This window comes from Paenimyroides baculatum, from assembly GCF_008629655.1.
In the GTDB taxonomy this organism is placed as follows: domain Bacteria; phylum Bacteroidota; class Bacteroidia; order Flavobacteriales; family Flavobacteriaceae; genus Flavobacterium; species Flavobacterium baculatum.
In genome coordinates this window covers 191510-217615 of the sequence record NZ_VWSG01000005.1, presented here as the reverse complement: position 1 = coordinate 217615, position 26106 = coordinate 191510, and the positions used below count along the sequence as shown (strand labels likewise).

Below are 26106 nucleotides of genomic sequence, written 5' to 3'. Positions count from 1 at the left end.
TTTCGTTTTGCTGGTTAATACTGCGAAAGCGCAGAATTTAAATGTTGACAGCAACAATTATGCGAGTATTGATTCTTACAATGGTATTGTAAAAAGTAATGCCTATAAAGTTTGGTTAGATGGAAACGGTAACCTGAACCTGCCTACGTGGCGAGTATCGGTACGTGTGAAACAAGCTATTTCCAACGGAAATCAAATCTTTCCTGCCGATAAAATAAGTCTGTTACCAACCACAACATACGGTCAGTTAAACGGTTCTGCCATACCAACGATCACCCAGATAGGGATGCCATTACAGAGTTTTCTGCAGCAAGGGCAGGAGGTTTTTTTGGTGCCGCAGTCGCAGGCTGGCTTGTTCAACATTGCGGGGGGTGGAAACCCGTATTACAATTTTCATATCCCGTTCGATCTAAAAGTTGAAGGAGGAGCCTATCTTTCACAATTCACAACCTGGTCGCAATTCACAATGATTCTTGAATTTAGATTTTACGATAATAAAAACCAGCTACGGGGTCTGCAGGAGCGTTACTACACGCTGCAGATTGCAACATTAAGTGGAAGTCCGCAAACACCTGCTAACCAGTTGGCTATTAAGGTAGCTTCAAATGCAGTGAATGGTTTATTAGAACTTAAAACTAAACAGGATTACCTGCAAGGTGTCAACGTGAAATATTCCAACGGATTAATGGTATCGGCTAATACAAATTATCAGTTGAAGGTAACGGCATTGCAGCCGAATTTTACATCTGCAACGGGTAATACTCTGCCTTTAAATACTGTAAATCTTTCACTTATACCTGTTTCTACAAATCAGGCTTCAGTATTTCCGGTAGCATTGTCTGCAAATGCGCAGAAGATAGCATCGGGACCATCAACTCAGAGTGCACAGGTTTATTTTGATATAGTTTATGCTACTAAAGTAAATGATGCAAATCTTATAAATGCAAAACCGGAACAGTACACTACTACATTGCAGTACGAGATTGTTCCACAGTAACCACTACAATTAAATGTTTCGTTCGTTTTTCTTAAAATTGCTGCTTGTTTTTTGCTGTACTGTAACTTGCTATGAGGTACAGGCACAGGCTGGCATGGAAATGAATGTGGAAACAAATGCTACAACAGGCCATCAGAATTTATTGGATCTTACGGTAGAATTAAAAAACACTTTGGAAAGCAGTTTTAACGGAATATTGCAGATAACAACTCCTGAGGGTTTCAAAAGTATTTCGGGTTCGGAAATTCTGGTGGAATTAAAACCGGGTGAACATAAATTTGTACCCTTAAAAGTTATTAGAGGGAAAGGTGCTACGGCCGGAACTACAGATATTTTAATAGATCTTTTGAATAATAAAAAAGAATCGATACTAAAAAAAAGTATTACGCAGCAGGTAGAAGTGGATGACGCAATGCTCCTGCAGGCAGTTGCTCCTACGGTCTTCCTAACCAATACAAACGACTCTCTTTCTATAAAAGTAAACGTAACCAATCTGGGCAACAGATCCCAACAGGTTTTTGTGGTATTCAATATTCCGGATCTTACCGGTGAAGAAAGTTTTTTTGAACAAACTGCAGTTATTGACGTTCGTAAAGATTCAATATTCAATTTTAAGTTCTGGGTACCTAAATCGCTGCTGGACAAATCACAGTTTTCAGTGAACGTAGCGGCAATGAGGGGGACAGAGAAAATATTATTCGGAAGTCTATCCATAAATGTACAGAATGTATCTTCCGTAAAGCGTTACGAAGACATCAACAGTTTGGCGTATAATCAATACTATCAGAAAAACAATGTAACGGCAAGCTACCGTAACAGCGGAAAAGATTCGGGTGTGTATCAGTTGATGGGATCGGGCGATATAGATTTGCCTGCGGGATACTTGTCGGTTAGCGGAAATATCTATATGCCAAACAGTCAGAATGAACCGCTGGTAAGCAACACCTATCTTGCCTATCGTTTGGATACCCATCAGGTTAAGATAGGAAACATCAGTCAGCAGTTGGAAGTTCCGTTGTTTGGTCGCGGTGTTCAGTTTGATACTGCAGATAAAACACAGAATAACCGCATTCAACTGGGATTTATTGATGAAAATTTTAACCTTACTCAAAAAGATGCTTTTCTTAAAAGGGGATACGGTATGTATGCATTGGGAACTTTTGGAGCAAATAATCCTTCTAATCAGAAAAGTTTCAACTATGTTTTTAAAGAAGATAAATTAGAAAAGGCATCGCATCATGTAGTAGGTGTCGAGAATGTTAAGCAGATAAATAATGACTGGAACATAAGGTTAAAGGCGCATGGGGCATTCAGTAATTATGTAATAGTAAATAAAAACCAGCCTTCTTACGCTTTGGAAACACAGTATAACGGTTTGGTTAAAGATGTACGCTTGTCTGGAAATTATTATGTAAGCAGCAGCTACTTTCCGGGAAACCGCAGAGGAGTGATTCAGTTACAGCAGAATTTTATGAAAACCCTGAAAAGGGATCGTATGGTATATGCAAATATTTTTTATTCTGATTTTGCACCGGAATCGTACACCTACAGTCTTAATATGAAAACTACTGGTTTTAGGATAGATACGGGCATATCGCTTCCTAGGCTGAAATCGGTGGGGAGTGCTTTTGGGATGCAGTATTATAAAGAGACGGGGAATGCTTTCTCATGGATTGTTCCCAATGGTTTTTTGTCGATGGAGGCTTTTCGTGTAACCCAAAATTTTAACTGGTTAAGCAGCAATCAAAAGCATTCTGTGATGTTGGGAATTGAAGAAGGTTTGGTAAAAATGTCTGATGCTGCAAAGCTTTTTCCGCAACTAAAGGTGAATTCCATCTACAGTTATAAAGGTTTTAATGCCACAGCAACATATCAGCACGGTAGTTACTTTCTGTCAGAATATTCTTCACTGTTGTTAATGGAGAAAAAACAGAGTGATTTTAACCGATTGACGCTATCACTTGCAAGTGATCATAAGTTTATGTCGAATAAATTGCTTGTAAGGGGCGGGGCAGCGTATCTTAACGATTTTATCTCGGGGGAAACGCCTTCGGCTTTTGTGAATGTGCAGTATCTGCCAACAGATAAATACCGCGTTTATCTGAATTCTTCCTGGTTTCATTACAGTAAGGCAACCATTTTTCAAAATGCCGGAATGTATGTTATTGAAGTCGGAATGAGCATGAATTTAGGCAGTAAGGCAGCATCTCCGGGGAAAAAAGGCACTTTGTCTGCATTCGTTTTTTATGATAAAAACGGTAACAATGTGTTTGATGGAGATGATGAACCGGCTCCTGACTTTTTTATTACAATTGATAGAACAACATTTAAATCGGATACAGATGGAAAGATTAAATACAGAAGCCTGCCTTTCAACAGTTATAGAATACAGTCTGTTCAACAAAATGGTTGGTTTGCAGAGGGAACAGAGTTCCTTATGAACGGCTATGATCAGAATGTTAATATTGCGCTACATCAGAATGGTTCGTTGAAAGGAAAAATACAATATCGTTACGACCAAAAAACAGTGAAAAATTTCGATGTAAAAGCGGGCGGCATTGTATTTACTATTACAAAAAATGGCAGTTTGGTACAACGAATTGGTACAGATGATGACGGTAATTTTGTAGCATTCTTACCTACAGGAACTTATGAAATCATGTTGGACACCAACTCCCTTTCTGAAAATACATTTTGTTCTAACCCAAAACAGCAATTGCTAATCCAATCCGGAAAAATAACCAACGCTGCCGATTTTATTATTGAAGTACAGCAGAAACAGGTAAAAGTTAAAAAGTTCGGTTCATAGTGACGTACAGATTGAATAGAAGTTAAATAAATAAAAACAAGAGTATTCTATATTCACGTACTAACAGCATCAGATAAAAAAGATGTGGATAGACAGACCAACTGTAAAAGTTCGGAAATATTTTTACTAAAAGATATAAAAGCTGTTTGTTAGGTAGTAAGCTTATACCATTTGATATATAGCAAAATTATTTAAAAGGTGCTTTTAAAACCCTGTCAGTTTTTTTTTAAAGTACAGTATCAGACTTAAATCAATAATTGCTTAACTATTACTATTTAGAAACAATATATTGTGGGTGTCTAGACACGCGTGAGGTGCTGTTGTGGTTTGTACTCACTGAATGCGTAAGCATATACAACTTAAAGATCGGGAATTTTTATCAATTTACGGTGTAAAAGCTGTTCGTTAGGGAATCGTGAAACGTTTAGAAAAAATATTTTTAGGGTGCCTATACACCTTTAAGGCGAGGTTGTTCATTGACACTTACTGAATGTGAAAAGCATGCTGAGGAAACTTCATTTTTTAGTAGTTGTACCGGATTATTCTTAAGGATTGTAGTATTCCATGTCATCCATAAGTTGACATGTTAACGGCAGATCATCGAATTAATAAAGTACGGTGTATTTTCGCCTGATTTAAAAAACCTTATCTTCCAGGTCAAAATAGAAGTTAAGTACACATTTCTTTTTACGTAGTCACAATTTGGGTACATCATAGCTACACGCACCTGAACTGTATATTTTATTTGCCGGTCCATATTTGTTCTCCAGTTCTTCTTTATTGAAACCTATTTCTTTCTGCTGTTTAAGTATTCTGTTAAGTACTAATGATCGGTACATTTTATTACTTTTCCAAACAAAGCTATCAACATACTGATAGGGGTATCCTATCAATAAGAGTAGTATTTTAATCATAATATTTTTCTAATTTGTGAATACGAATAATTTGTGGTTGTTTAAAATATAACGTTGCTAATATATCAGGAGTTACCTTGATTTAGATGATGGTAATAGTATATTATTTTTGATTGAAAACTGTAAGATTAACAACAAGAATCGAATCTACTAGCTGTAGATTGAGATTAGCTTCTGAAAAGTCAAATAATTTAAAGTAAAAGAGAATATAATGATTATTAAAAGTAAAAAAAAACACAAACTTAAAGCTGTTTTCGGCTATGCGGAAAAGTCCATTTTTAAGCTTTATTATATTCTGATTGAGAATAGAATGAATTACTAAAATGGATAAAGGTTTCATTAGTGAGAAAAATGAGGTTGAGCTGATAAATAAAGCCTAAGATGATTGGTGAGCAGAGTGAAATAGAAAATTTTATGAATAAATAATTATAAAAAATGATAACGAATGAATAATATTCGATCAGGTAGCTTTAGAAGAATAGCTTAACCATTTTTGAACTGAAGCAAGATCAAAAACAAAAGATTTTTATTCGATGGTTTATATTTTACTTTTGTTATCATGATTACTTCGCCTGCTGTTGTAGGTAATAAACTGTAGTACGAAATGAAGTGGTACTTTGCTGCCAATTCATGAATTCAACTCTTCCTAAACGAAATGCACTAAATTAAAATATAAAGCCGTTCAAAAGAACGGCTGTATATTTGACTGAATTTTAAATTATTTTCTTACAATTTTCACAAATTGACTATTTTCTTTTGTTTTAATATTCAGCATATAAGTTCCAGAACTTAAGTTGCTAAAATCTAACTGAACAGTTTGATTGTCAAAATTACGGGTTATTACTAAACGTCCGTTTAAATCAAACACTTCTACATTTGTAATTGCATCAGTATAAGTAATTGTTAACAAATCGTTTACTGGGTTAGGGTAATATTTCAACTTGCTTAAATCAAAATCGTTTACACCTAAAACAATAATTGTTTCAATCGGTGTTGGTAAACTCGGGCATCCGTTTGCACCGATAATTACTGCATAATAGGTTGTTCCATCCACCAAAGGCATATCTTGGTTTAACGGATTTATGCCGTTTATTGCATCGTCATAAGTTATATACCAGATCACATTAGGTTCATCCATAATCAGATTACTTATTTCTGCATAATCTGTAAAGGTCTGTGGCGATGCACCTACTGGACCTTCGGGTCTGCTGTTAATGGTAACTTGTACTTGTGTTTTGCCAGATTCACAACCGTTTTCAACGCGAACAACAAAATAATATCCGCTGTTTAAAATATCTGTTAATGGCAATTCGGTAGTCGATGTGCTGTTGATATACCATTTGTACGATGTACCAGATGTTACGGGAAGATCTAAATCTGCCACAGTTGAACCTTCACACAATACGAATGGAGACACCGCTGGAGCTACAGTACTTATTACTCTTACTGCAACCGGTATTTTTGGTGATATACAGTTATCTTCTTGCTGAGCCAAATAATAAGTTCCGTTTACCAATACATCTGTAAGTTGTAATGGTGTGGTTGATGTAGCGTCGCTGTACCAAAGTGCGATAGCATTAGGTAGAATGTTTGCCGATAATTGTGCTACCGTACCACTACCACAAATGTTTTGAACACCCGCAGTTGGAGCAGGAACATTACTTTGAGCGCTTGTTACGGTTATTTGAGCACGACCCGATTCACAATTGTTTAATTTCTGTGAAACATAGTAAGTTCCGCTGACAATAGCATCGGTATTTGGTATTGGTGTTTGCGATGTTGCTGATGGATACCATAACAGATCTGAACCACTTATTTGATTTAGATCGACACTTCCATAAGTTAAATCTCCGCATACGGTAATTGTTTGCGGTGTTAATGTTGGAAGTGCTGTTGTGTTGATACTTACCAATATAGCGATTCTTCCCGATTCGCAATTTCCTAATTGTTGTGCTGCATAATAGGTAGTATTATCCACTAAAGGTTGCGTACTTGGCAGAACAGTTGTAGAAGTCGCAGAATCATACCAGTTTATTTGCGATCCGTTTATACCTGTTGCTGTTAAATCAGCAATTGTACCTGTACCACAAATTACCTGAGTAAATGTTGCTGTAGGTAAGCCTAATGGTGTAATGGTGGCTGTAAACGGAATACGTGCCGATTTACATGACCCTAAAACTGCTTCTACGTAATAAGTACCTGTCTGTGAAATAGTCGTGATTGGGGTAGTTGCTGTAGCATCATTATAAAAAACTAATGTTGCTCCTTGATGTCCCGTTACAACTACATTGGTTACAGGTGTCGCCTCACAAAATGTTTGACCTTGAACAACTGGTGTTCCAACATCTGCAACATTAATAGTATAATCTACACTTGTTGAACAACCACTCGGAGCCGTAAGTAATGCCGTATAAACATTTGTTCCACCTAAGCTTGATATGCTATAAACCGTTAAAGCATTTGTTCCGCTGGTGTATGGAATTGTTGTAGCTGCATCTAAGTACAAGTTTGATACTGGCGACCATGTAGCGGTTGACTGTTCAAAACTAAATTTTAAATCAAGGCGATTGGTAGTTGTAGTTCCGCTTACAGGATCTGCATCAGTAGCGCCTGAATTATAAATACCTACATTACCTGTTGCCGAAGTAAAGTACGATTCTGCATTGTTACCGCCACCTGTACCTTGTTGCGTAATCTGTACAATGATATTCGATTGACCGTCCCAATAAAAAGGATGATCTAACACAATGTTTTGTGCGCCCTGAAAAGTATGTGTATGTGTAGTAGCTGAATATACCGTATGGAAGTTTCCGTCAACAAAATTATTGTCAGGAAAAGTTGTGTTTGGGCTTAACATCATTTTGACAGCATAATTGTCATTGGTCATGCTTGATCCTGAATTTATCGTTTCAAAAGCCAACTCTGTAATATATCCAGCTGTTGTTAAGCCTTGTGTTTGTAATTCAGCGGCCCTGTAAATGTATTGCTGCTTAGAATACGCTGAACTTTGTACAAAAGCCGATACTTCGCTCGTTGGAGCTGTAGTTGTTGTTAAGTTACCAATTGTAGCACTATTGGGTAAACTTTCTAATACATTAAGTTCGGTAACGGTGTTTTTACACACATCATGAACAGTTGCTAAATTAGGGTTTGGCTCTGGTTTGACGCCTGAAATAACCAAAACTGTTTTTATCTGCTCGCAAATTCCGTTTGATTGGCTTGCTGTTAAAGTATATTCCTGCTCTTGATTGGTGTTAAATGTCCAGCCATTTACTTCATCTCCACTAACTCCTGTACTTGGTGTCCATACAAAAGTATCGTATCCTCCAAGATTAGTCGTAATAGTTACAGGAGACGAAATATCACCATCACAAGAAATAACTTTATCTGTAGATAGTTCAAAAGCCGGTTTAGGTGCCACTGTAATAGGAATTTCTATAGCTGGAGAAATACAGCCGGCAACTCCAACAAATACTGTATTTGGTCTACCGCTATTGGTAGATGTTCCTCCACTGCCGTTAACGTTCCCAGTAAGTGTGCTTATAAATTCAGCAGCAGTTCTATTGTCAGCCCAAGTGTAGGTATTCATGTTTATATCTGTTGTATGATACCTTAAGGCACCACTACCACCGGTGCTACCACCGCCAGTGTTTTGGTTACTCCAAACAATTTGTACTACTATATTACTTACGCCGTCCCATAGGTATGGAGTTGTGAAAGTAAATGTTTTAATACCTACAGCAAAAGTTTCTGAAACATTACTATAAACTTGTGATAAATTGTTATTATCAATATGAGTTGTTGTAGCTGCAGTTTGTGTGGTTGTTCCTAATGAAATACTGAAGTCGTTTCTGTTAGGTGTTCCAACAGTTACTACATCAAATTTTAGAGCTGTAATAGGTCCTGCTGTTAAACCTGTTGCGCTTAACTCTGCAGCAGTAAAAATATATTGATGTTTATAGCCTCCCCATAAATGATAAAGAAAAGTTTGGTTACCACTTGCAGTTAATGTTCCGTCTCCAATTTGTACATCAGAATCTGTTACTAACTTTCTGCTTCTTAACCAAAAACTCCTATCTTGAGTTACATCGTTGTCTGAAACAAAATTTTGACCTATATATAATGGAAGGATGTCATTTTCGGTATCGTACCAAGCTGCTTCTGCTGTTTGATCTGTTAATACTGCATCTAAAACTGCTTTTTGAGAACCACATAGATCCAACGAAGTAGTGTAAGATACAAAATCTGGATAGTCACATAATGTTTGCAAATCTTCTCCATAAGTCCAGATACTTTCATCGGTAGCAGAACATAGTACTTTTACATACACGCTGTATTTGGTATTAGGGTTTAATGCTGTAGCATTTATAGTTGTTACACCAGGAGCAGTTGTGCCAATGAATGATGCGCCAGGATCGCCCGGATTACCAATTTCACGTACTTCAACCATATAAGAAACACTGCTAAGGTTCATGTTATCTATCCAACTAATCGCTGCTCCATTTTTAGATACGTTATTTAAGATGATATCTTTAGATAAAACAGGTTTGCATGATGGGGTGTTTTCATAATAAACATCATCAATATGAACAGTTCCTGCTATAGTTGTACCGTTATGTGGTAAGTTAAAGCCAAAGAAATCATCTGTTGTTTGTGGAAGATACACAGTATATTCTTGATAAGTTGTACTGTTTATAATAATAGTATCTAATACAGTGAAATTAGCTGCCGATGTAGTGCCATTCGCCGTGAATACCTCTAAGATTTGAGGAGAAGTACTAGTTCCTCTTACCGAAAAACGTACTTGTTTTACCCAATTACCGTTTCCTAAATTATCTGTTTCAGGTGAAATTAACCTTAAGTTCTGACCTTGATTAGCAACGGTATTGGTACGATACATTCTGTAAGAATTGCTTGGTGATTGTGCATTTACAGCATTTACATAGCCATATCCTGTTGAAACTACTTCGTCAACATAACTCCAACAATAAGGGAAATTATTGTTTGTTGTAGTGCCTGTTTCGGTAGTATCAAAACCTTCATAGAAATTTCCGGTAACTATTCCGCATAAAGTGTAAAAGTTAACAGGAAATGTTGTCCAGATGCCATTGGTTGATCCACAAATACTTCGAACATAAACAAAATATTGTGTAGCAGGATCTAGACCAATAATATTTACAGATGTTCCTGTAACGGTACCGCTTGTTTTTAAACCTACAGCTCCGGAACCGGCATCGCCAGAAGTACGTATTTCGTATTCGTAACCGGTTACACCTGTTGCTAAAGAAGCATCCCACGATATGGTTGCTGTGTTTCCGGTAATAGCGCTTGTTTTTATGTTCATTGGGAAAATACAAGGCGATAAATCTTCGTAGTAAACATCGTCTATTACTACCGATGATGCAGCGGTAACACCGTTGTATGCCATTCTAAAAGCAAAATAATCATCGGTTGTTGCAGGTAACGGAACAATGTATTCTTGGTAAGAAGTGTCGTCTTTATATATCGTTGCTAATACTGTTGCATTTAAAGTTGTGGTATTATCCGATATCGATATTATTTCTAATTTGTTTGTGTAGCTTGTTAAGTAAGATCTAACCGAAAAACGTAACTGTTTAGTGCCGTTTCCAAGATTATCTGTTTCAGGCGAAATTAAAACAAGATCTTCTGCGGCATTTGTAGTAGAATTTGTTCTGTACAATCTGAACGATTGGGTTGGTGATTGTGCATAAGTAGTGCTATTCAAAACATATCCGTATCCTGTTGAAGTAACATCATCTATATAACTCCAACAATTAGGATACGTAGCATTAGATGTTGATCCTGCAGCTGTTGTATCGAAATTTTCATATAAATTTCCGGTAACTACTCCACATAAGGTATTAAAAGTCTGCGAAACGGGATTCCAAATTCCTTCTGTAGTTCCACAAATACTGCGAATGTAGACTGTATATTCTAGCGAAGGTGATAAGCCGGTTACTGTTGTTGAAGTACCCGTAACTATACCCGTAGCATCTAATCCAACAGTTCCTGATCCTGGTGCGCCAGAAGATCGAACTTCGTATTCATAACTGGTTACGCTTGTTGAAACAGATGTTGTCCAAGACAAATCGGCACCTGTCTGTGTTATATTACCTACCGTTAAAGCAGTAGGGAAAAAACAGTCTGACAAATCTTCGTAATAAATATCATCTAGATGAATGGTAGATAGCGTTGTTGTTCCGTTATGCGCCAATCTAAAACCAAAGTAATCGTCGGTAGTCGCAGGTAACGGAATAATATATTCTTGATAAGTTACATAGTCAACATTTATGGTTCGTATCACGGTAAATGTAGCGTTTGCATCGTCGCCGTTTGCAGTTACTATCTCTAAATTGTTCACATTCGTAGCTGTGCCGGCACGAACAGAAAAACGCAATTGTTTGGTACCGCTGCCTAAATTTGATGTTTCGGGCGAAATTAAAATTAAATTCTGTCCTTGATTTGCTGTAGTATTGGTTTTATATAAACGATACGAATTACTGCCCGATTGTGCGTTTGCTGCATTTACATAACCGTAACCTGTGGTAGTTACATCATCAACGTAACTCCAGCAATTTGGGAAATTGTTGTTTGATGTAGTTCCGGTTGCAGTGGTATCAAATCCTTCATAAAAATTACCTGTAACCACACCGCACAAGGTAAAAAATGAAACGGAAACAGGATTCCACCTGCCTGTTGAAGCAGACCCGCAAACACTGCGTACATAAACTGTATAATTTGCAGACGGAGATAAGCCTGTAATGTTTGCTGTAACCCCAGTGGTGTTACCAGACGCTGCTAAGCCGGTTGTTCCAGAACCAGGAGTACCGCTTGAGCGTACTTCGTAATCATAGGTTGTTACATTTGGATCTATCGAAGCAGTCCACGATATTGTAGCTGTATTTTGGGTAATTGCAGAAACAGTAACATTTGTAGGAAAAAAACAAGTTTCTAAATCCTCATAAAAAACATCATCAATAAAAGCGTAGGGATAGTTTGTTGTAGCAGATCCGTTGTGAGGTACTCTAAAACCAAAATAATCGTCTGTTGTTGCAGGTAACGGAACAATATATTCATTATAAGATGTTCCTGTAATATTAAAAGTGGCTAAAACAGTTGCAGTTGCAGCCGATGTATTTCCGTTTAAGCTTACAACTTCTAAAATACTTGTTACAGTTGCCGAATTTCCTGTGGCGTAAAAGCGTAATTGTTTTGTTCCATTACCAAGATTAACTGTTTCGGGTGATACAAGTGTTAAATCTTCGTTTACATTTGCTGTAGAGCACATTCTGTAAAACCTGAAAAAATTTGGAGATGATGTTACGGTTGTTGCGGAAGTAGCAGTGTATCCGTAACCTGTTGTAGACATATTGTCAATGTAGCTCCAACAAGTTGGTACAGAAGGGTTGGTTGTGCCACCAGTAGGTGTTGTGTCAAAATTTTCACTGAAATTTGTTGCAATTGCTGTACAGGGGGGCTGTGAATGCGTTTCATTAAACGCAAGTAACATCAAAATTAAGAAAGCTTTGGGCAGAAGCCAACTAATTTGACGTTGAAAAAGGTTGATTTTCTCTTTCATTTTTTAGATTATATGTTGTTCATAATCCATAAAAATACAACATTATATTTAATAAAATTCTGTTAAAGCTCTCTTGTTTTGAATTTTAACATCTAAAAGGTGATTTTTGTTGATAAAAATGCTAAAAATCACAATTGAGTCAATCTGTTTAAAGAAGAAATAATTAATTCTATTTCATTTATAATGTTTTACTTCACTTGTGTTTGAAATTTGTCTTTTTATTCCAGTAAGTTCTATCAGTAGATGCTGCAAATGTGTAGAATATAATAATGCTTATAGAAATTAGAATAGTTTTTTTCTACTCCCATACATAATTCATCTACCATACTGTTACTTGTATACTTTTTTACAAGTTTATTGTTTATTATTTTAACTAAATAATTACATAAATTACTATTTAATAGAAAAAATATAAGATACCTCATACTTATTTACAGTACTGAAATAATTCTTTATTATTTAATTTTGATAGATTTTAATATGAAATAGTTAAAATCTTAATTACACAATGTCTCTAAACATCATATTCTTACCAGTAAAAAAATATGTATAATTGATACTTTTTTTAAAACTAATATTATATTTGTTAAAATTTAGTTCATTTATGAAATATTTTTATTTTCTTATTATACTGTTTTGCACCAGTAATAGTTTTGCTCAATACTATACTCAACATTATATTGCACCAGCACCTTGGCAATATTGGAACAACGCAAATGAAATTGTTATTGGTACTGTTGAACCAAATACAACTGTTACTGTTGATATCAGTAAAAGTGATGGAACTTTTATTACCACTTTAACCCTTACAGAAAACAATCCGGTGTCTTACCGTTTTGCAGGTGCTATTGCAACCTCTCCAAAGAACGCAATAAACTTGATTGAAAATGATAAAGGTTTGATAATAGAAGCTAGTCATCCTGTTATTGTAAATTTGCGGAATATTGCGTCGGATACGGCAGGGAGTTCGGTTGCAAATATTAAGGGAAATGCTTCATTGGTAAGTTTTGGTCGGGAAGGTTTAGGATTGGAATTCCGGGTAGGCTATTACAGAAATTCTGTTTTAGGTTTAGATACAGGCGCGCCTGTGTATTCGGTTATGGCAACTGAAGATAATACAACTGTTAACTTACCGGCTACTACTATTATATTAAACACAGGTCAGAGTTATTTGTTTAATGCACCAATAGGCTCTTTAGTTACTGCTGATAAACGTGTAGTAATGAATACAGGTAGTTACGGCGATATACCCCAAACATGTGGTGGAAATGGAGAAGATGGGACGTTTGATCAAATAGCTCCAGTACAGTCATTGGGTATCAGATATCTGGTAGTGAGGGGAGAAGGAACTGTACCAACCCTACAACAAACTCAATTAGGGTATGGATCAGAGCAAACTACAATTGTAACAACAAAAGACGATACCATTATTACAATACAAAACTTTAATACAAATGGAACTGTTGCTGGTGCGCCTATCAATATAAATATGGGGTTAGCTGGTGATTCTTATACATTTTATCACGGAAATGGTATAGATTTGTTTTCATCGTCATTAATCACTGCCGAAAATCCAGTTATTGTTTATTCTGGTACTGCTGTTGATTGTGAAACTGATATATCTACTGTATTACCAATTGGCGGTTGCGCAGGGTCTTTAAATATCCAGACAAAAAAATTTATAGATTATAACAATGGTAATCTTCCTTATTTTGGATTTTGCGTAATTGAAAGTAACACGGTCCCGGTTTTTGTAAACGGACAGAATATTGAAGTTGTAACCGGTAATTTAAGAGTGCCTATTGGGGCTACAGGTTTCTATTTGATTACTTTTGATAATATACAGATTAATAATCCAGCGAATTTAATAATAACATCAGCTATGCCGTTAACAACTAGTTTGGTGCAGCAAGGAGGTGGTTTTTCTATGTCGGCATTTTTCTCTTCGTTTGGTGAAGCAGCAGACCCTCCTGTGTTTGCAAAAAGGAACAGTGATTGTAGTGTAACTTTAGAAGCAGAATCAGGTTATAGTGAATATGTTTGGCACAAAGATGGTATTGAATACGAAACTACAACAAGAAATTCATTACAGGTAACAGAATCAGGATCCTATACTGTTCAAGTGAGAAGAGATTGTGGTTTATCAGGTAAATCTATAGCTTTAGATGTGGAGGTTATACCTTGTTCTGACTTGGAAGTTATAAAAGAACGCACTTTCCAAGACGATTTAGATATTACTTTTACAATTACAGTAACCAACTTAAATCCACATTTTGCAGAACCTAACGCTACTGTTACAGAATTACTTCCAACAGGATTAATTTATGTTAATTCTACTGTTTCAAAAGGAACTTATAATAATGTAACAGGTCTGTGGAACATCGGATCTTTAGCTCCTTATCAAAGCGAAACCTTGGTTGTAGAATGTAGAATTGGAAATTCTGGCGACTATGTAAATACTGCAACAACTAAGGGGGTTTTGGAAGATACTGACCTGAAAAATAACAAAAGCTCTGCTACTGTTGATGCATTTGTTGCCGATATTGATGCTTTTAAAACAGATGGTAAAGAATTGTTTTTTATAGACGAATATTTAAACTATACCATAAAAGTTGTTAATAACGGTCCACAAAAAGCATTGAATGTTGAGGTCAATGACCCAATGCCGCATCAAACAACCGAAATGACTTGGGAAGGAAACGGAAAATCTGGAACTGGCGATTTAGTAGATATAATTAATTCGTTAGATGTAAAACAAGAGGTTATTTATACGGTTAAATTAAAAGTTCCAAAAGATCATAAAGGAATGTTTACAAATAATGTGGATATAAGTTCTATTTATATTGTAGATCCTGTTGAAAAATGTACTGGATGTTCAGATACTAACCTTCCGCATTTTGAAATTCCAAAAGGTATTTCTCCAAACAGCGACGGTGAGAACGATTATTTGGATCTGTCTGAATATTTTGCAAGTAAGCTTACTATTTATAATAGATACGGTAATGCAGTTTACACAAAAGCTAATTATAGGAACGAATGGCACGGACAGGATAACAATGGTAAAATATTACCATCGGGTACTTATTTTTATTCTGTGTTTATGTTGAATAATCCTTATAAAACGGGATATATACAACTAATTAGAGAAGTAAAATAAAAATATTTAAAATAAAAAAAGAGAAAACTAAGTTTTCTCTTTTTTTATATACCTCATTTTACAATCTATACACCTCATTTTTTATTAAAAAATAATAATATGTTATACCATATTTCTTTTAATTATATATTTGAAAAAAAATTAGCAAAAATATTTAATATTCTAATACTTAAGTTATTCTTGTAACGTTATATCATTAATTGGGTAAATTTTCAATGAGTATAAGAAATTAAGTTGAAATATTAATTCAATAGAAAAAAATGATTTTGTACTTTATAGTAAACTGATATGAAAAAAATTACATTCTTATTATTTATTTTACTGTCACATTTAATTTATGCACAACAAGATTGTAGTTCTGCACTAAGTATTTGTGGTAATTCAAATATAAATTATTCACCAATTGGGTTTGGTAATACTTACGAATCATTAGGTGGGTGTTTGTCTGTAGGTGGTGAGAATAATTCTGTTTGGTATAAATTTCAAGTTGCCACAAGCGGAACTTTAACATTTGTAATTTCGCCTACTGCTGCTGTAGATTATGATTGGGCTGTTTTTGGACCTAATGTAAGTTGCGCTAATATTGGAACGCCAATACGCTGTAATGCTGCAGGGACTTATGGTAACACCGGCTTAAATATGACGAATACCAATACAGTTGGTGCACCGGGGTCTAATGTTCCTTTCTGTAAGTATATGGATGTTATTGCGGGCGAAACCTATTATTTGTTTATTGATAACTGGGTTGGGTTAGGATTTAACGGAGTAGCACCATTTAGTTTAATTTGGGGTGGTACCGCAACATTGCATGATCCTTTTTTGAATAGTACAACTGCTCCAAATCCCTTTTTACCTCCTGGAAATGCAGGAGCCAACACATCTGCGCCTAGAGAAATCAATTTATGTAGTAACTCCTTGTTGTTTGATTTTAGTACGTTGTCTGCTTCGATCTTAAATAACAATCAAAATTTTGCTGTTAGTTATCATACAACATCAAACAATGCATTGTCAGGAACAAGTCCAATAACTTCGCCTGTTACAGTTAATACAACAACAACCTATTATTATAGTATTAGTTATCAGGATCCAAATGGTAGTACGGTTTCGTGTAGGCAAATTGGGGCTTTTAAGTTTGTAGACAAATCTATATCTTTAGCTATAACTGCCAGTTCTACAAACCTATGTCCTGGCCATGTTGCAACACTTACTTCTAATATACCAACAGGAAACACTTGGTCAAACGGTGCTACTACACAATCAATTACCGTTGTTAGTGGTGGAGCATACTCTTTGACAAATACGAATGGAATTTGTACAAGTATTGCAAGTGTTACAATTAATTCAAGCGTTGATCCAAATGTTCAGATAGCTGGTAACCTTACTTTTTGTGATGGTGGATCAACCATATTGACAGCGTCAGGTACAGGTAGCGGACTTTCTTATGTATGGTCAACAGGTGCTACAACGCCAAATATTACAGTTACAACATCAGGAAGTTATACCGTTAATGTTACCAATAGTAACAATTGTACTTTTTCTAAAACAGTAGTTGTAAATCAAAACCCTTTAGCTTCTGTTCAAAATCCTTCTATAAATATCTGTTCAACTTCGGCTACTACTACTTTTGATCTTACTTCGGTTCAATCTCAAATAAGTTCTGTTTCAAGTATTATTTTTAAATACTATCAAAATCAAGCTGATGCTGTTGCACAAAATACAAATACAATTACAAACCCAGCAGCATTTTTGTCGGGTAGTGGAGTGGTTTATGTTCTAGTTGTTTCTGGCGATTGTTCAAAAATTGCGACAATTAATCTTACAGTTACTTTAACACCAACTATTACAACTCAGCCAATAAGCAAGTTGGTATGTATCGGTGGTACAACATCATTCAGTGCAACCGCAATAAATGCAATTGGTTATCAATGGCAGGTTAATTCAGGTAGTGGCTTTATCGATTTAGTAAATGATGCTACTTATTCTGGTGTCACTACGAATACATTAACCATAACAAATGCAACGAGAAGTTTAAACGGTTACAGTTATAAGCTTATAGTAAAAAGTAATTGTTTGCCTCATTTAGATTCTAATACAGTTATTTTGTCTGTGCCCGAAGTTAATGCAACGATCACATCCGTAAAAGCATCTTGTTTCGGACTGGCAAACGGATCTGCAACAGTGGTTGTTTCAGGAGATACCACACCTTACACTTATTTATGGTCAAACGGATCTACAACTGCAGCTATTAGCAATTTAGCACCCGGAACTTACAATGTTGTTATAACCGATGCAAACGGATGTACAGCAAACAAAAGCGTAGTCATTACCGAACCTGCAGTAATTTCAAACACTTTAAAAGTTAAAAATGTTAGCTGTAATGGAGGGAATGATGCTAATATTGAAGTAACTTCTACTGGTGGAACGGCTCCGTTCACTTACTTGTGGTCACACAACAATGCTACAACTGCAACAATTACGGGATTAGTAGCAGGTACTTATAATGTTCAAGTTAAGGATGCTAACAACTGTATAAAAACCGAGCAAATTATAATAACGCAACCAAATATATTAACAGCCACAATTACTTCAAAAAATGTTAGTTGTAACGGAACCTATACAGGTGAAGCTACCGTGAACGTAATAGGAGGAACTGCGCCTTACACATACAGTTGGAATAACGGCATTACTACTGCTACAAATACGGGTTTACGACCAGGAATTTTTTCTGTGACGGTAACCGATGCAAAAGGATGTACAGTAAACAGCTCTGTTACTATTACAGAACCAACTGTATTAACTGTTTCAACCAAACAGACAAAAACAGGTTGTAATGGTGCCACAACAAATTCGGTTATAGCAACAGTTACAGGCGGAACACAACCATATACTTATTTATGGTCTAATGGTTTCACGACTGCTAACGCTGATAATTTGTTACCGGGAACTTATAATTTGACAGTTACCGATGCGAATGGATGTAAAGTGAACGAAACAGTTTCTGTGGTTGCAACTGCAAATTTAGCTTTAAGTTTTAGTAAGAAAAATATCAGTTGTAATGGATTATCAAATGGTAGTGCAACAGCAGTTGTTACTGGTGGTAAAGCTCCGTTTACTTACAATTGGTCAACAGGATCGATCAATCCGTCTATAAATAATTTAGGAGTAGGAACTTATACTTTAACAGTTACAGATGATTATGGATGTACTGTTACGGAAACCGTTGATATAACTCAACCTGATATTTTAACAGCTACTCATCAGCAAACAAACGTTAATTGTTACGGATTATCAGACGGAAGTATCTCTCTAACGGTTTCAGGCGGAACAGCTCCATATATCTATCAATGGTCAAACGGATTTAAAACGGCTTCGTTAAATCAGATTCCAGCAGGTACTTATACAGTAGTTGTAACCGATAGTAATAACTGTGCATTGGCTCACACGGTAACCATTACTCAACCGATCGATGTTCCTACGCCAACAGCAGTTAATCAGGTTTTCTGTTTTAATAATAATGCAACCGTAAGTAATTTGGTTGTTAGTGGAACAAATGTTAAATGGTATAGATCGGCTATTGCCGGTACACCTTTAAATGCTAATGATTTATTAGTAGCAGGAGATTATTTTGCATCACAAACTATTAATGGCTGTGAAAGTTTTGCAAGAACAGGAATTAATGTGGTGATTAATAGTACGCCAATTCCATCAGGCTATAGTGTTCAGGAATTTTGTGAACCTTTTGTACCAAAAATATCCGATTTACAAATTACAGGAACCAATATAAAATGGTACACAGCAGCTGTAGGCGGCACGCTTTTAACAAATGCAAGTACGTTGGTTAACGGATCGTCTTATTACGCGTCACAAACATTAAACGGATGTGAAAGCACTACAAGATTTGCGGTAAAAGTAAATGTTTATCCAAATCAGCAACTTGTTACAGGTCATTTAGCAATTTGTGATGTTGCAACAATTAATGATATTTCTATTGAAGGTTACACCAGTTCACAATTAAAATGGTACAGCAGTTTAACTGCAGCAACGCCATTAAGCCAATCTCAGGTTTTAACAAGCGGAACTTATTACATAAGTACATTCAACTATAATTTATGCGAATCAGCTCGCAAAGCAGTTCAAATAGTAGTGTCTAACAATGTACCTATTCCGGTGACAAGTACATTGCAGGCATTTTGTAGTACAGCTACAGTTGGCGATTTGGTTGCAACAGGTATTAACGGAGCATCAATAAAATGGTATAATTCAGCACAAAGCACAACACCATTAACAACATCTACACAATTGTTCAACGGTACATATTATGTAGAGCAGGAAATGATGCCTTGTAAATCTCCAAGAATAGCAGTTGCAGTTCGTGTGGTTTCTTCAACCGCTCCAACTATGACCGATTTTAAATTATGTGAAGGTGCTACTGTTGCCGATTTATATTTGGCAGGATCAACAACAACAAAGTATGTATGGTATTTAAACGGAACAACAACTACAAAGCTACCTGATACCTATGTTTTAACGAGCGGTTATTATTATGTGGCAACAGAATCGTACGGATGTATTTCTAACAGAACAAGCGTTCAGGTACAGGTAAATACGCGACCATCTTCTCCTACAGGAAGTTTAGTTCAGAATTTTAACTATCAGGCAAAAGTTGTTAATTTGGTAATGAATCAGCCGAATATTGTTTGGTATTTAAGTTATAACGATGCTGTAAATAAAATGAATGCTTTAGATGCGTCGGATTTATTGGTTGATGGAACTACTTATTACGGAGTTATTGTCGATGCAAATTCTTGTAACAGTTACCCTACGGCTGTTAAAGTAGGAGTTACTTTAGGTACGAACGATCTTGATTTGGAACAATTGAAATATTATCCAAATCCAGTAGATAGCGAATTGGTAATAAGTTATATTGATCCTTTAGAAAATGTAGAGATTTATGATGTTACCGGTAAACGTGTTTTCAAACAGAAGTATGAAAGTAAATCTATCATTATTGATTTTTCTAGATTTAGTTCTGGTACTTACATGGTTAAGGTTATGACTGCAAAAGGATCTCAATTTATCAAAATCATTAAAAAATAATAGGAAATATATAAAAACAAAAAATCCGTTTCAATTAAGAAACGGATTTTTTTATAACTAATAAGTAAGATTATTTACTTAAATACATTTTTCTGCGAGCGTATAAATCGTAGAAAGCATCGTCTTTTAAACTATCTATAAACAAAATACTTTCTCCGGTTGATTTCATTTCGGGTCCTAATGCTTTGTTTACACCTGGGAACTTGTTGAAAGAGAAAACAGGTTGTTTTATAGCATATCCTTTTAAATGTGGATTAAAAGTAAAATCGGTCACTTTTGCACCTAACATTACTTTTGTTGCGTAGTTTACATAAGGCTCGCCGTATGCTTTTGCAATGAATGGAACCGTACGAGATGCACGTGGATTTGCTTCGATAATATAAACCGTATCGTCTTTAATTGCAAACTGAATGTTGATTAAACCTTTAGTTTTTAAAGCAACTGCGATCTTTTTAGTATGATCTTTAATCTGTTGTAAAACAAATTCACCTAAATTGAACGGAGGTAAAGTTGCATTTGAATCCCCAGAGTGAACTCCACATGGTTCAATGTGCTCCATGATTCCGATGATGTAAACATTTTCACCGTCACAAATTGCATCAGCTTCTGCTTCAACAGCACCAGACAAATAGTAATCTAACAATAATTTGTTACCAGGAATCGATTTCAATAAATCAATTACATGCTCTTCTAATTCTTTTTTGTTGATTACAATTTTCATTCCCTGACCACCCAATACATAAGACGGACGTACTAAAAGAGGGAAATCTAATTCGTCTGCTAACTTCGATGCTTCGTCTGCAGTTGTAGCCACACCAAATTTAGGGAACGGTATATTTAATTCGGTTAACAATTCAGAGAAACGTCCGCGATCTTCAGCTAAATCTAAAGCTTCGTAGCTCGTTCCAATAATATTGATTCCGTATTTGTCTAACTTTTCAGCTAATTTCAAAGCGGTTTGTCCACCTAATTGTACAATAACTCCTTCTGGTTTTTCGTGACGGATAATATCGTAAATATGTTCCCAATAAACAGGCTCAAAGTACAATTTGTCTGCCGTATCAAAATCAGTAGAAACCGTTTCAGGGTTACAGTTAATCATGATAGTTTCGTAACCACATTCCGATGCTGCCAAAACACCGTGCACACAAGAATAATCAAATTCAATTCCTTGTCCAATTCGGTTTGGTCCCGATCCTAAAACAACGATCTTCTTTTTATCTGTACGAACAGATTCGTTTGCAGAATAAGTTGTTCCGTCTGCTTTTTCGATATCAGCTTCGAAAGTTGAGTAATAATAAGGTGTTTGAGCCACGAATTCTGCCGCACACGTATCAACCAATTTATAAACGCGGTTGATGTTCATTTGCTCACGTAATGCATGAATTTCGCTTTCCAAACAACGTAACATGTGAGCAATTTGACGGTCTGCAAAACCTTTTTGCTTCGCTTCTAATAACAAATCTTTAGGCAATGAAGCTAACGTGTGTTTAGAAACTTCTTGTTCTAAAGCATACATTTCTTCGTACTGCTTTAAGAACCACATATCGATTTTTGTAATCTGATGGATGGTGCTTAACGGAATTCCCAATGCAATGGCATCGTAAATCACGAAAACGCGATCCCATGAAGCATGCTCTAATTTATCTAAAATCTGGTCGTAATTAGTGTATCCTTTACCATCTGCACCAATTCCGTTACGCTTTATTTCTAACGACTGCGTAGCTTTTTGTAAGGCTTCTTGGAAAGATCGACCAATTCCCATTACTTCACCAACCGATTTCATTTGTAAACCTAACGTACGATCTGCACCTTCGAATTTATCAAAGTTCCAACGAGGAATTTTTACAATAACGTAATCTAAAGTTGGTTCGAATAAAGCCGAAGTCGATTTTGTAATTTGATTTTGTAATTCGTCTAATGTGTAACCTAAAGCTAATTTTGTAGCGATTTTAGCAATTGGATATCCCGTTGCTTTTGATGCTAATGCAGATGAACGAGATACACGCGGATTGATTTCAATTGCTACGATGTCTTCTTTTTCGTCTGGTGATACAGCAAACTGAACGTTACATCCGCCGGCAAAGTTACCAATAGAACGCATCATTTTTATTGCCATATCGCGCATACGCTGAAACGTACGGTCTGATAAAGTCATTGCGGGTGCAACAGTAATAGAATCACCAGTGTGAATTCCCATTGCATCCATATTTTCAATGGTACAGATAATAACAACGTTGTCGTTTTTATCGCGCAATAATTCTAATTCGTATTCTTTCCAACCCAATAAAGCTTTGTCAATCAAAACTTCGTGAATTGGCGATGCTTCTAAACCGTAGGTTAATAAACCATCAAAATCTTCTTCTCTGTGTACAAAAGCCGCACCGGTTCCACCTAAAGTAAACGACGGACGAATTACTAGTGGAAATCCGAATTCCTGTGCAATTTCTTTTCCTTCTAAAAACGATGTTGCTGTTTTAGCAGGCGCAAATGGTATATCTATTCTTGATAACAATTGTTTAAACTGCTCGCGGTCTTCGGTTACATTAATGGCATTGATATCAACACCGATTAATTTCACGTCAAAATCTTGCCAGATACCTTTTTCATCAGCTTCCAAACATAAATTTAAAGCTGTTTGTCCGCCCATTGTTGGTAAAACCGCATCGATTTCCGGATGTGCTTTTAAAATTTCAACAATAGATTTGGTGTTTAAAGGCTTTAAATAAACGTGATCTGCCATTGACGGATCCGTCATGATGGTTGCGGGATTTGAATTGATCAAGATTACTTTGATTCCTTCTTCACGTAAAGAACGTGCCGATTGCGACCCTGAATAGTCAAACTCACAAGCCTGACCAATGATGATTGGACCAGAGCCAATGATTAAAACTGTTTTAATTGAATTATCTTTAGGCATTGTAAATAATTGGTGTTGTTATTTAGGTAAATTTATTGATAATTAGTTGAAATTCATCTTAAAAAAAGAGAAAAACGAAAAGGTATAAAAAAAGGCGATACACTTAAAGTAACGCCTTTATTTATGATGAAACATCATTATTTTTTATGTCTTGGTTCGCTAGAAACCGTTAACTTATGTCTTCCTTTAGCTCTTCTACGTGCTAATACTTTTCTACCGTTAGCGCTAGCCATTCTGTCCATGAAACCGTGCTTGTTTCTTCTTTTTCTTTTTGATGGTTGAAACGTTCTCTTACTCATTGCTTCTTATCTTTAAATCTATAAAATTTTACGAATGTTCAGCTTTGAAAGCAAGTAGCTTCAAAACCGAGTGCAAATATACAAATCCTTTTAATAACTGCAAATTCTTTTTAAAATTTATTTTATTTTTTGGTTATCAATTGCAGTTATTATTGCCAACAGGTTTTGTGGCTTGCAGTATTTTACTACATTTGCAAAATTAAACGTAAAATTGATATGATTAACAAAAATATAAAAATTATAGTTGTAGCCGCTTTATTGGCAACAGCAATTTGGCAGTTTACAGAAAATAATATTGGTAACGGTATATTCCTGATTATTTTGGTGCTGTTAATTGCACTGATTTATTTTAAGAACGAAATGCTTATTATGACCTTGTTTAAATTTAGAAAACAAGATATGGACGGTGCTAAAAAGATTTTAGATAAAATTAATCCGGAAACGGCACTGATTAAAAGTCAGCAGGGATATTATCATTATTTAAATGGAATTATCAACGCACAAAACAATTTAAATCAGGCAGAAAAAGATTTTCGTAAAGCAATTGATTTAGGTTTGAACCAGAAAGAAGATTTGGCTGTATCTAAATTACAGTTAGCTGGTATTGTAATGAGTAAAAACCGTCCGGCTGAAGCACAAAAATTAATTGCCGAAGCAAAACAACACGATACCAAAGGCATGTTGAAAGAGCAGATTTCAATGATTGAAGGGCAAATGAAGCAAGCACGCGGACAAAAAGTACCAATGTGGTACAATCATAGCAAGAAAAGAGGTTTTTAATTTCTTTAAAATATAAAAAAAGCTGTTCAAATTTTGAGCAGCTTTTTTTGTTACTTTTATAAAAAGTTGTTTTACATGAAATATATAAGCATTCTATTCTTAATTTTTACTTTAGAATCTTTTGGGCAAGTTACTTTTAAAGACATTGAATATATGGCTGATTTTTCGGATTCTGATGTTACTTGGTATCGAACTAAAAGCGGAAACAGTGGTCTTATAAGTAAAGATAGTGTTTTTATTACCGAACCTATATTTCAGTATATTGCAATTATTAAAAATAGCAATGAAATAGCTGAAGCTGGTGTAAAAAAGGGAAAGAAGTTCTTACGAGGGTTTATAAATTATAAAGGGGAACAAATAACACCATTTATTTACGATTATGTTTACCAATCTGGTGATTATTTAATTGTAGAAAAAGATAAGAAATATGGTATGTTAGATAAAATAGGAAACTACATTTTATCTTTAGATTACGATTTAATTAGAAATTATGACGAGTTTACATTAGTTCAAAAGAATAATAAAATTGCCGTTTTTTCTCAAGACCACAAGTTTATTTCTGAATTTATTTATGACGATTTGGTTGATATCTTTCCAGGTTATATTTTACTAAAAAATAGTCAAGGCGATTTTCTTATGAATAAACAAGGTGCTATTAGTTATAGTGTTAATAAAGATGAAGAGATTAAAGACATGAAAGATTCTTTATTAATTGTTTTAAATAAAAAATCGAATAAAATGTTTCTGCGTGATTTAAAAAACATGAATCTTTTTGAATCAGATTATAACCAGATTGAATTTATAAGTACTTTTCTAAAAGTATCAAATAACAATAAGATAGGAATTGTAACATACAAAAACGAGATTATTATTCCTTTAGATTTCTTAAGCATTTATCAGTTTAAGAATGATTACTTTATGGTAGAAAATAATAAGATAAGTGGTCTTTATAAATTAAGTAAATTGATTTTGCCTTTGAAATATAAGCATATGACGAATTTTTTGAGTGATTATCTATATGTTGTAAACGATAATGATTTAAGCGGCTTGTATGATTCTGAACTAAATGTTATAATACCCGAAGAATATAAAATTTACGAATATTACAAATCGTTTTATTTAGTTGAACAGAACAATCAATTAATGATTTTTAATATTGATGATAAATTAACTTTAAAAATTAATTCAAACTACAAATTCCGCGATAAAAATCATTTTTGGATTACTAAACGAAATTATTTTGTATTGCAAGAAGGTGATAAATATGGTGTTGTAAATTACCAAGGAGAAATTGTTATTCCGTTTGAATACGATTATTTAGAACCTATTTATGCATCGAATAAATTTATTGCTAAAAAGAACAACAAATATGGGTTCATTTCTAGTAAAAACGAAATTATTAAAGAATTTAAGTTCGATCGCGCACAACTGGTTAAAGAAGCTGTTTTCTTTTATCAAAAAGGAAAGCTTACCGATAGTTACGCTGCTGAATTTGATTATCAAGAATAAAAAAACATCCCAAACTCTATATGA

General features: G+C 35.1%; 10 protein-coding genes. 6 read left to right on the top strand and 4 right to left on the bottom strand.

From position 1 onward, the window contains the following. The first annotated feature begins 7 nt into the window (after window positions 1-7). Window positions 8-997, top strand: a complete 990-nt coding sequence (locus F0460_RS08590; protein WP_190304125.1) for a hypothetical protein — start codon at window positions 8-10, stop codon at window positions 995-997. A 13-nt stretch (window positions 998-1010) separates the two neighbouring features. Beyond that, window positions 1011-3806 carry a hypothetical protein gene (locus tag F0460_RS08585; RefSeq protein ID WP_150012246.1) on the top strand — a complete coding sequence of 932 codons (2796 nt, stop codon included), beginning with the start codon at window positions 1011-1013 and terminating at the stop codon, window positions 3804-3806. A 695-nt stretch (window positions 3807-4501) separates the two neighbouring features. Here the strand turns inward: F0460_RS08585 and F0460_RS08580 are convergent. Next, the gene (locus tag F0460_RS08580) at window positions 4502-4720 is read right to left on the bottom strand and encodes a hypothetical protein (protein ID WP_150012244.1); all 219 of its coding nucleotides are present in this window, start codon (window positions 4718-4720) and stop codon (window positions 4502-4504) included. 718 nt (window positions 4721-5438) lie between these two features. Then, window positions 5439-12320, bottom strand: coding sequence for a fibronectin type III domain-containing protein (locus tag F0460_RS08575; protein ID WP_150012242.1), 6882 nt, complete (start codon window positions 12318-12320; stop codon window positions 5439-5441). Window positions 12321-12924: 604 nt separating this feature from the next. On the opposite strand from F0460_RS08575, the gene F0460_RS08570 reads away from it, so the two are divergent. Both F0460_RS08570 and F0460_RS08565 read left to right on the top strand, forming a co-directional pair. After that, window positions 12925-15477 carry a T9SS type B sorting domain-containing protein gene (locus F0460_RS08570; RefSeq protein ID WP_150012240.1) on the top strand — a complete coding sequence of 851 codons (2553 nt, stop codon included), beginning with the start codon at window positions 12925-12927 and terminating at the stop codon, window positions 15475-15477. Window positions 15478-15765: 288 nt separating this feature from the next. Continuing rightward, window positions 15766-20574, top strand: a complete 4809-nt coding sequence (locus F0460_RS08565; RefSeq protein WP_150012238.1) for an Ig-like domain-containing protein — start codon at window positions 15766-15768, stop codon at window positions 20572-20574. 70 nt (window positions 20575-20644) lie between these two features. Here F0460_RS08565 and carB read toward each other — a convergent pair whose 3' ends face one another. Continuing rightward, window positions 20645-23494, bottom strand: a complete 2850-nt coding sequence (gene carB, locus F0460_RS08560; RefSeq protein ID WP_150012236.1) for a carbamoyl-phosphate synthase large subunit — start codon at window positions 23492-23494, stop codon at window positions 20645-20647. 137 nt (window positions 23495-23631) lie between these two features. Then, window positions 23632-23793 (bottom strand): 50S ribosomal protein L34, encoded by a 162-nt coding sequence (gene rpmH, locus F0460_RS08555; protein WP_008464848.1) that lies wholly within the window; start codon window positions 23791-23793, stop codon window positions 23632-23634. Between the two features lie 216 nt (window positions 23794-24009). Here rpmH and F0460_RS08550 point away from each other — a divergent pair, with 216 nt between their 5' ends. Beyond that, window positions 24010-24573 (top strand): DUF2892 domain-containing protein, encoded by a 564-nt coding sequence (locus F0460_RS08550; RefSeq protein ID WP_150012234.1) that lies wholly within the window; start codon window positions 24010-24012, stop codon window positions 24571-24573. Between the two features lie 75 nt (window positions 24574-24648). After that, window positions 24649-26082: a WG repeat-containing protein gene (locus F0460_RS08545; protein ID WP_150012232.1), complete on the top strand. Its 1434-nt coding sequence runs from the start codon at window positions 24649-24651 to the stop codon at window positions 26080-26082. The last annotated feature ends 24 nt before the right edge of the window (window positions 26083-26106 follow it).

Excerpts from the sequence above, each read along its gene's own strand:
- F0460_RS08585 (WP_150012246.1), top strand. The coding sequence starts at position 1,011 with ATGTTTCGTTCGTTTTTCTTAAAATTGCTGCTTGTTTTTTGCTGTACT.
- F0460_RS08580 (WP_150012244.1), bottom strand. The coding sequence starts at position 4,720 with ATGATTAAAATACTACTCTTATTGATAGGATACCCCTATCAGTATGTT.
- F0460_RS08575 (WP_150012242.1), bottom strand. The coding sequence starts at position 12,320 with ATGAAAGAGAAAATCAACCTTTTTCAACGTCAAATTAGTTGGCTTCTG.
- F0460_RS08570 (WP_150012240.1), top strand. The coding sequence starts at position 12,925 with ATGAAATATTTTTATTTTCTTATTATACTGTTTTGCACCAGTAATAGT.
- F0460_RS08565 (WP_150012238.1), top strand. The coding sequence starts at position 15,766 with ATGAAAAAAATTACATTCTTATTATTTATTTTACTGTCACATTTAATT.
- carB (WP_150012236.1), bottom strand. The coding sequence starts at position 23,494 with ATGCCTAAAGATAATTCAATTAAAACAGTTTTAATCATTGGCTCTGGT.
- rpmH (WP_008464848.1), bottom strand. The coding sequence starts at position 23,793 with ATGAGTAAGAGAACGTTTCAACCATCAAAAAGAAAAAGAAGAAACAAG.
- F0460_RS08550 (WP_150012234.1), top strand. The coding sequence starts at position 24,010 with ATGATTAACAAAAATATAAAAATTATAGTTGTAGCCGCTTTATTGGCA.
- F0460_RS08545 (WP_150012232.1), top strand. The coding sequence starts at position 24,649 with ATGAAATATATAAGCATTCTATTCTTAATTTTTACTTTAGAATCTTTT.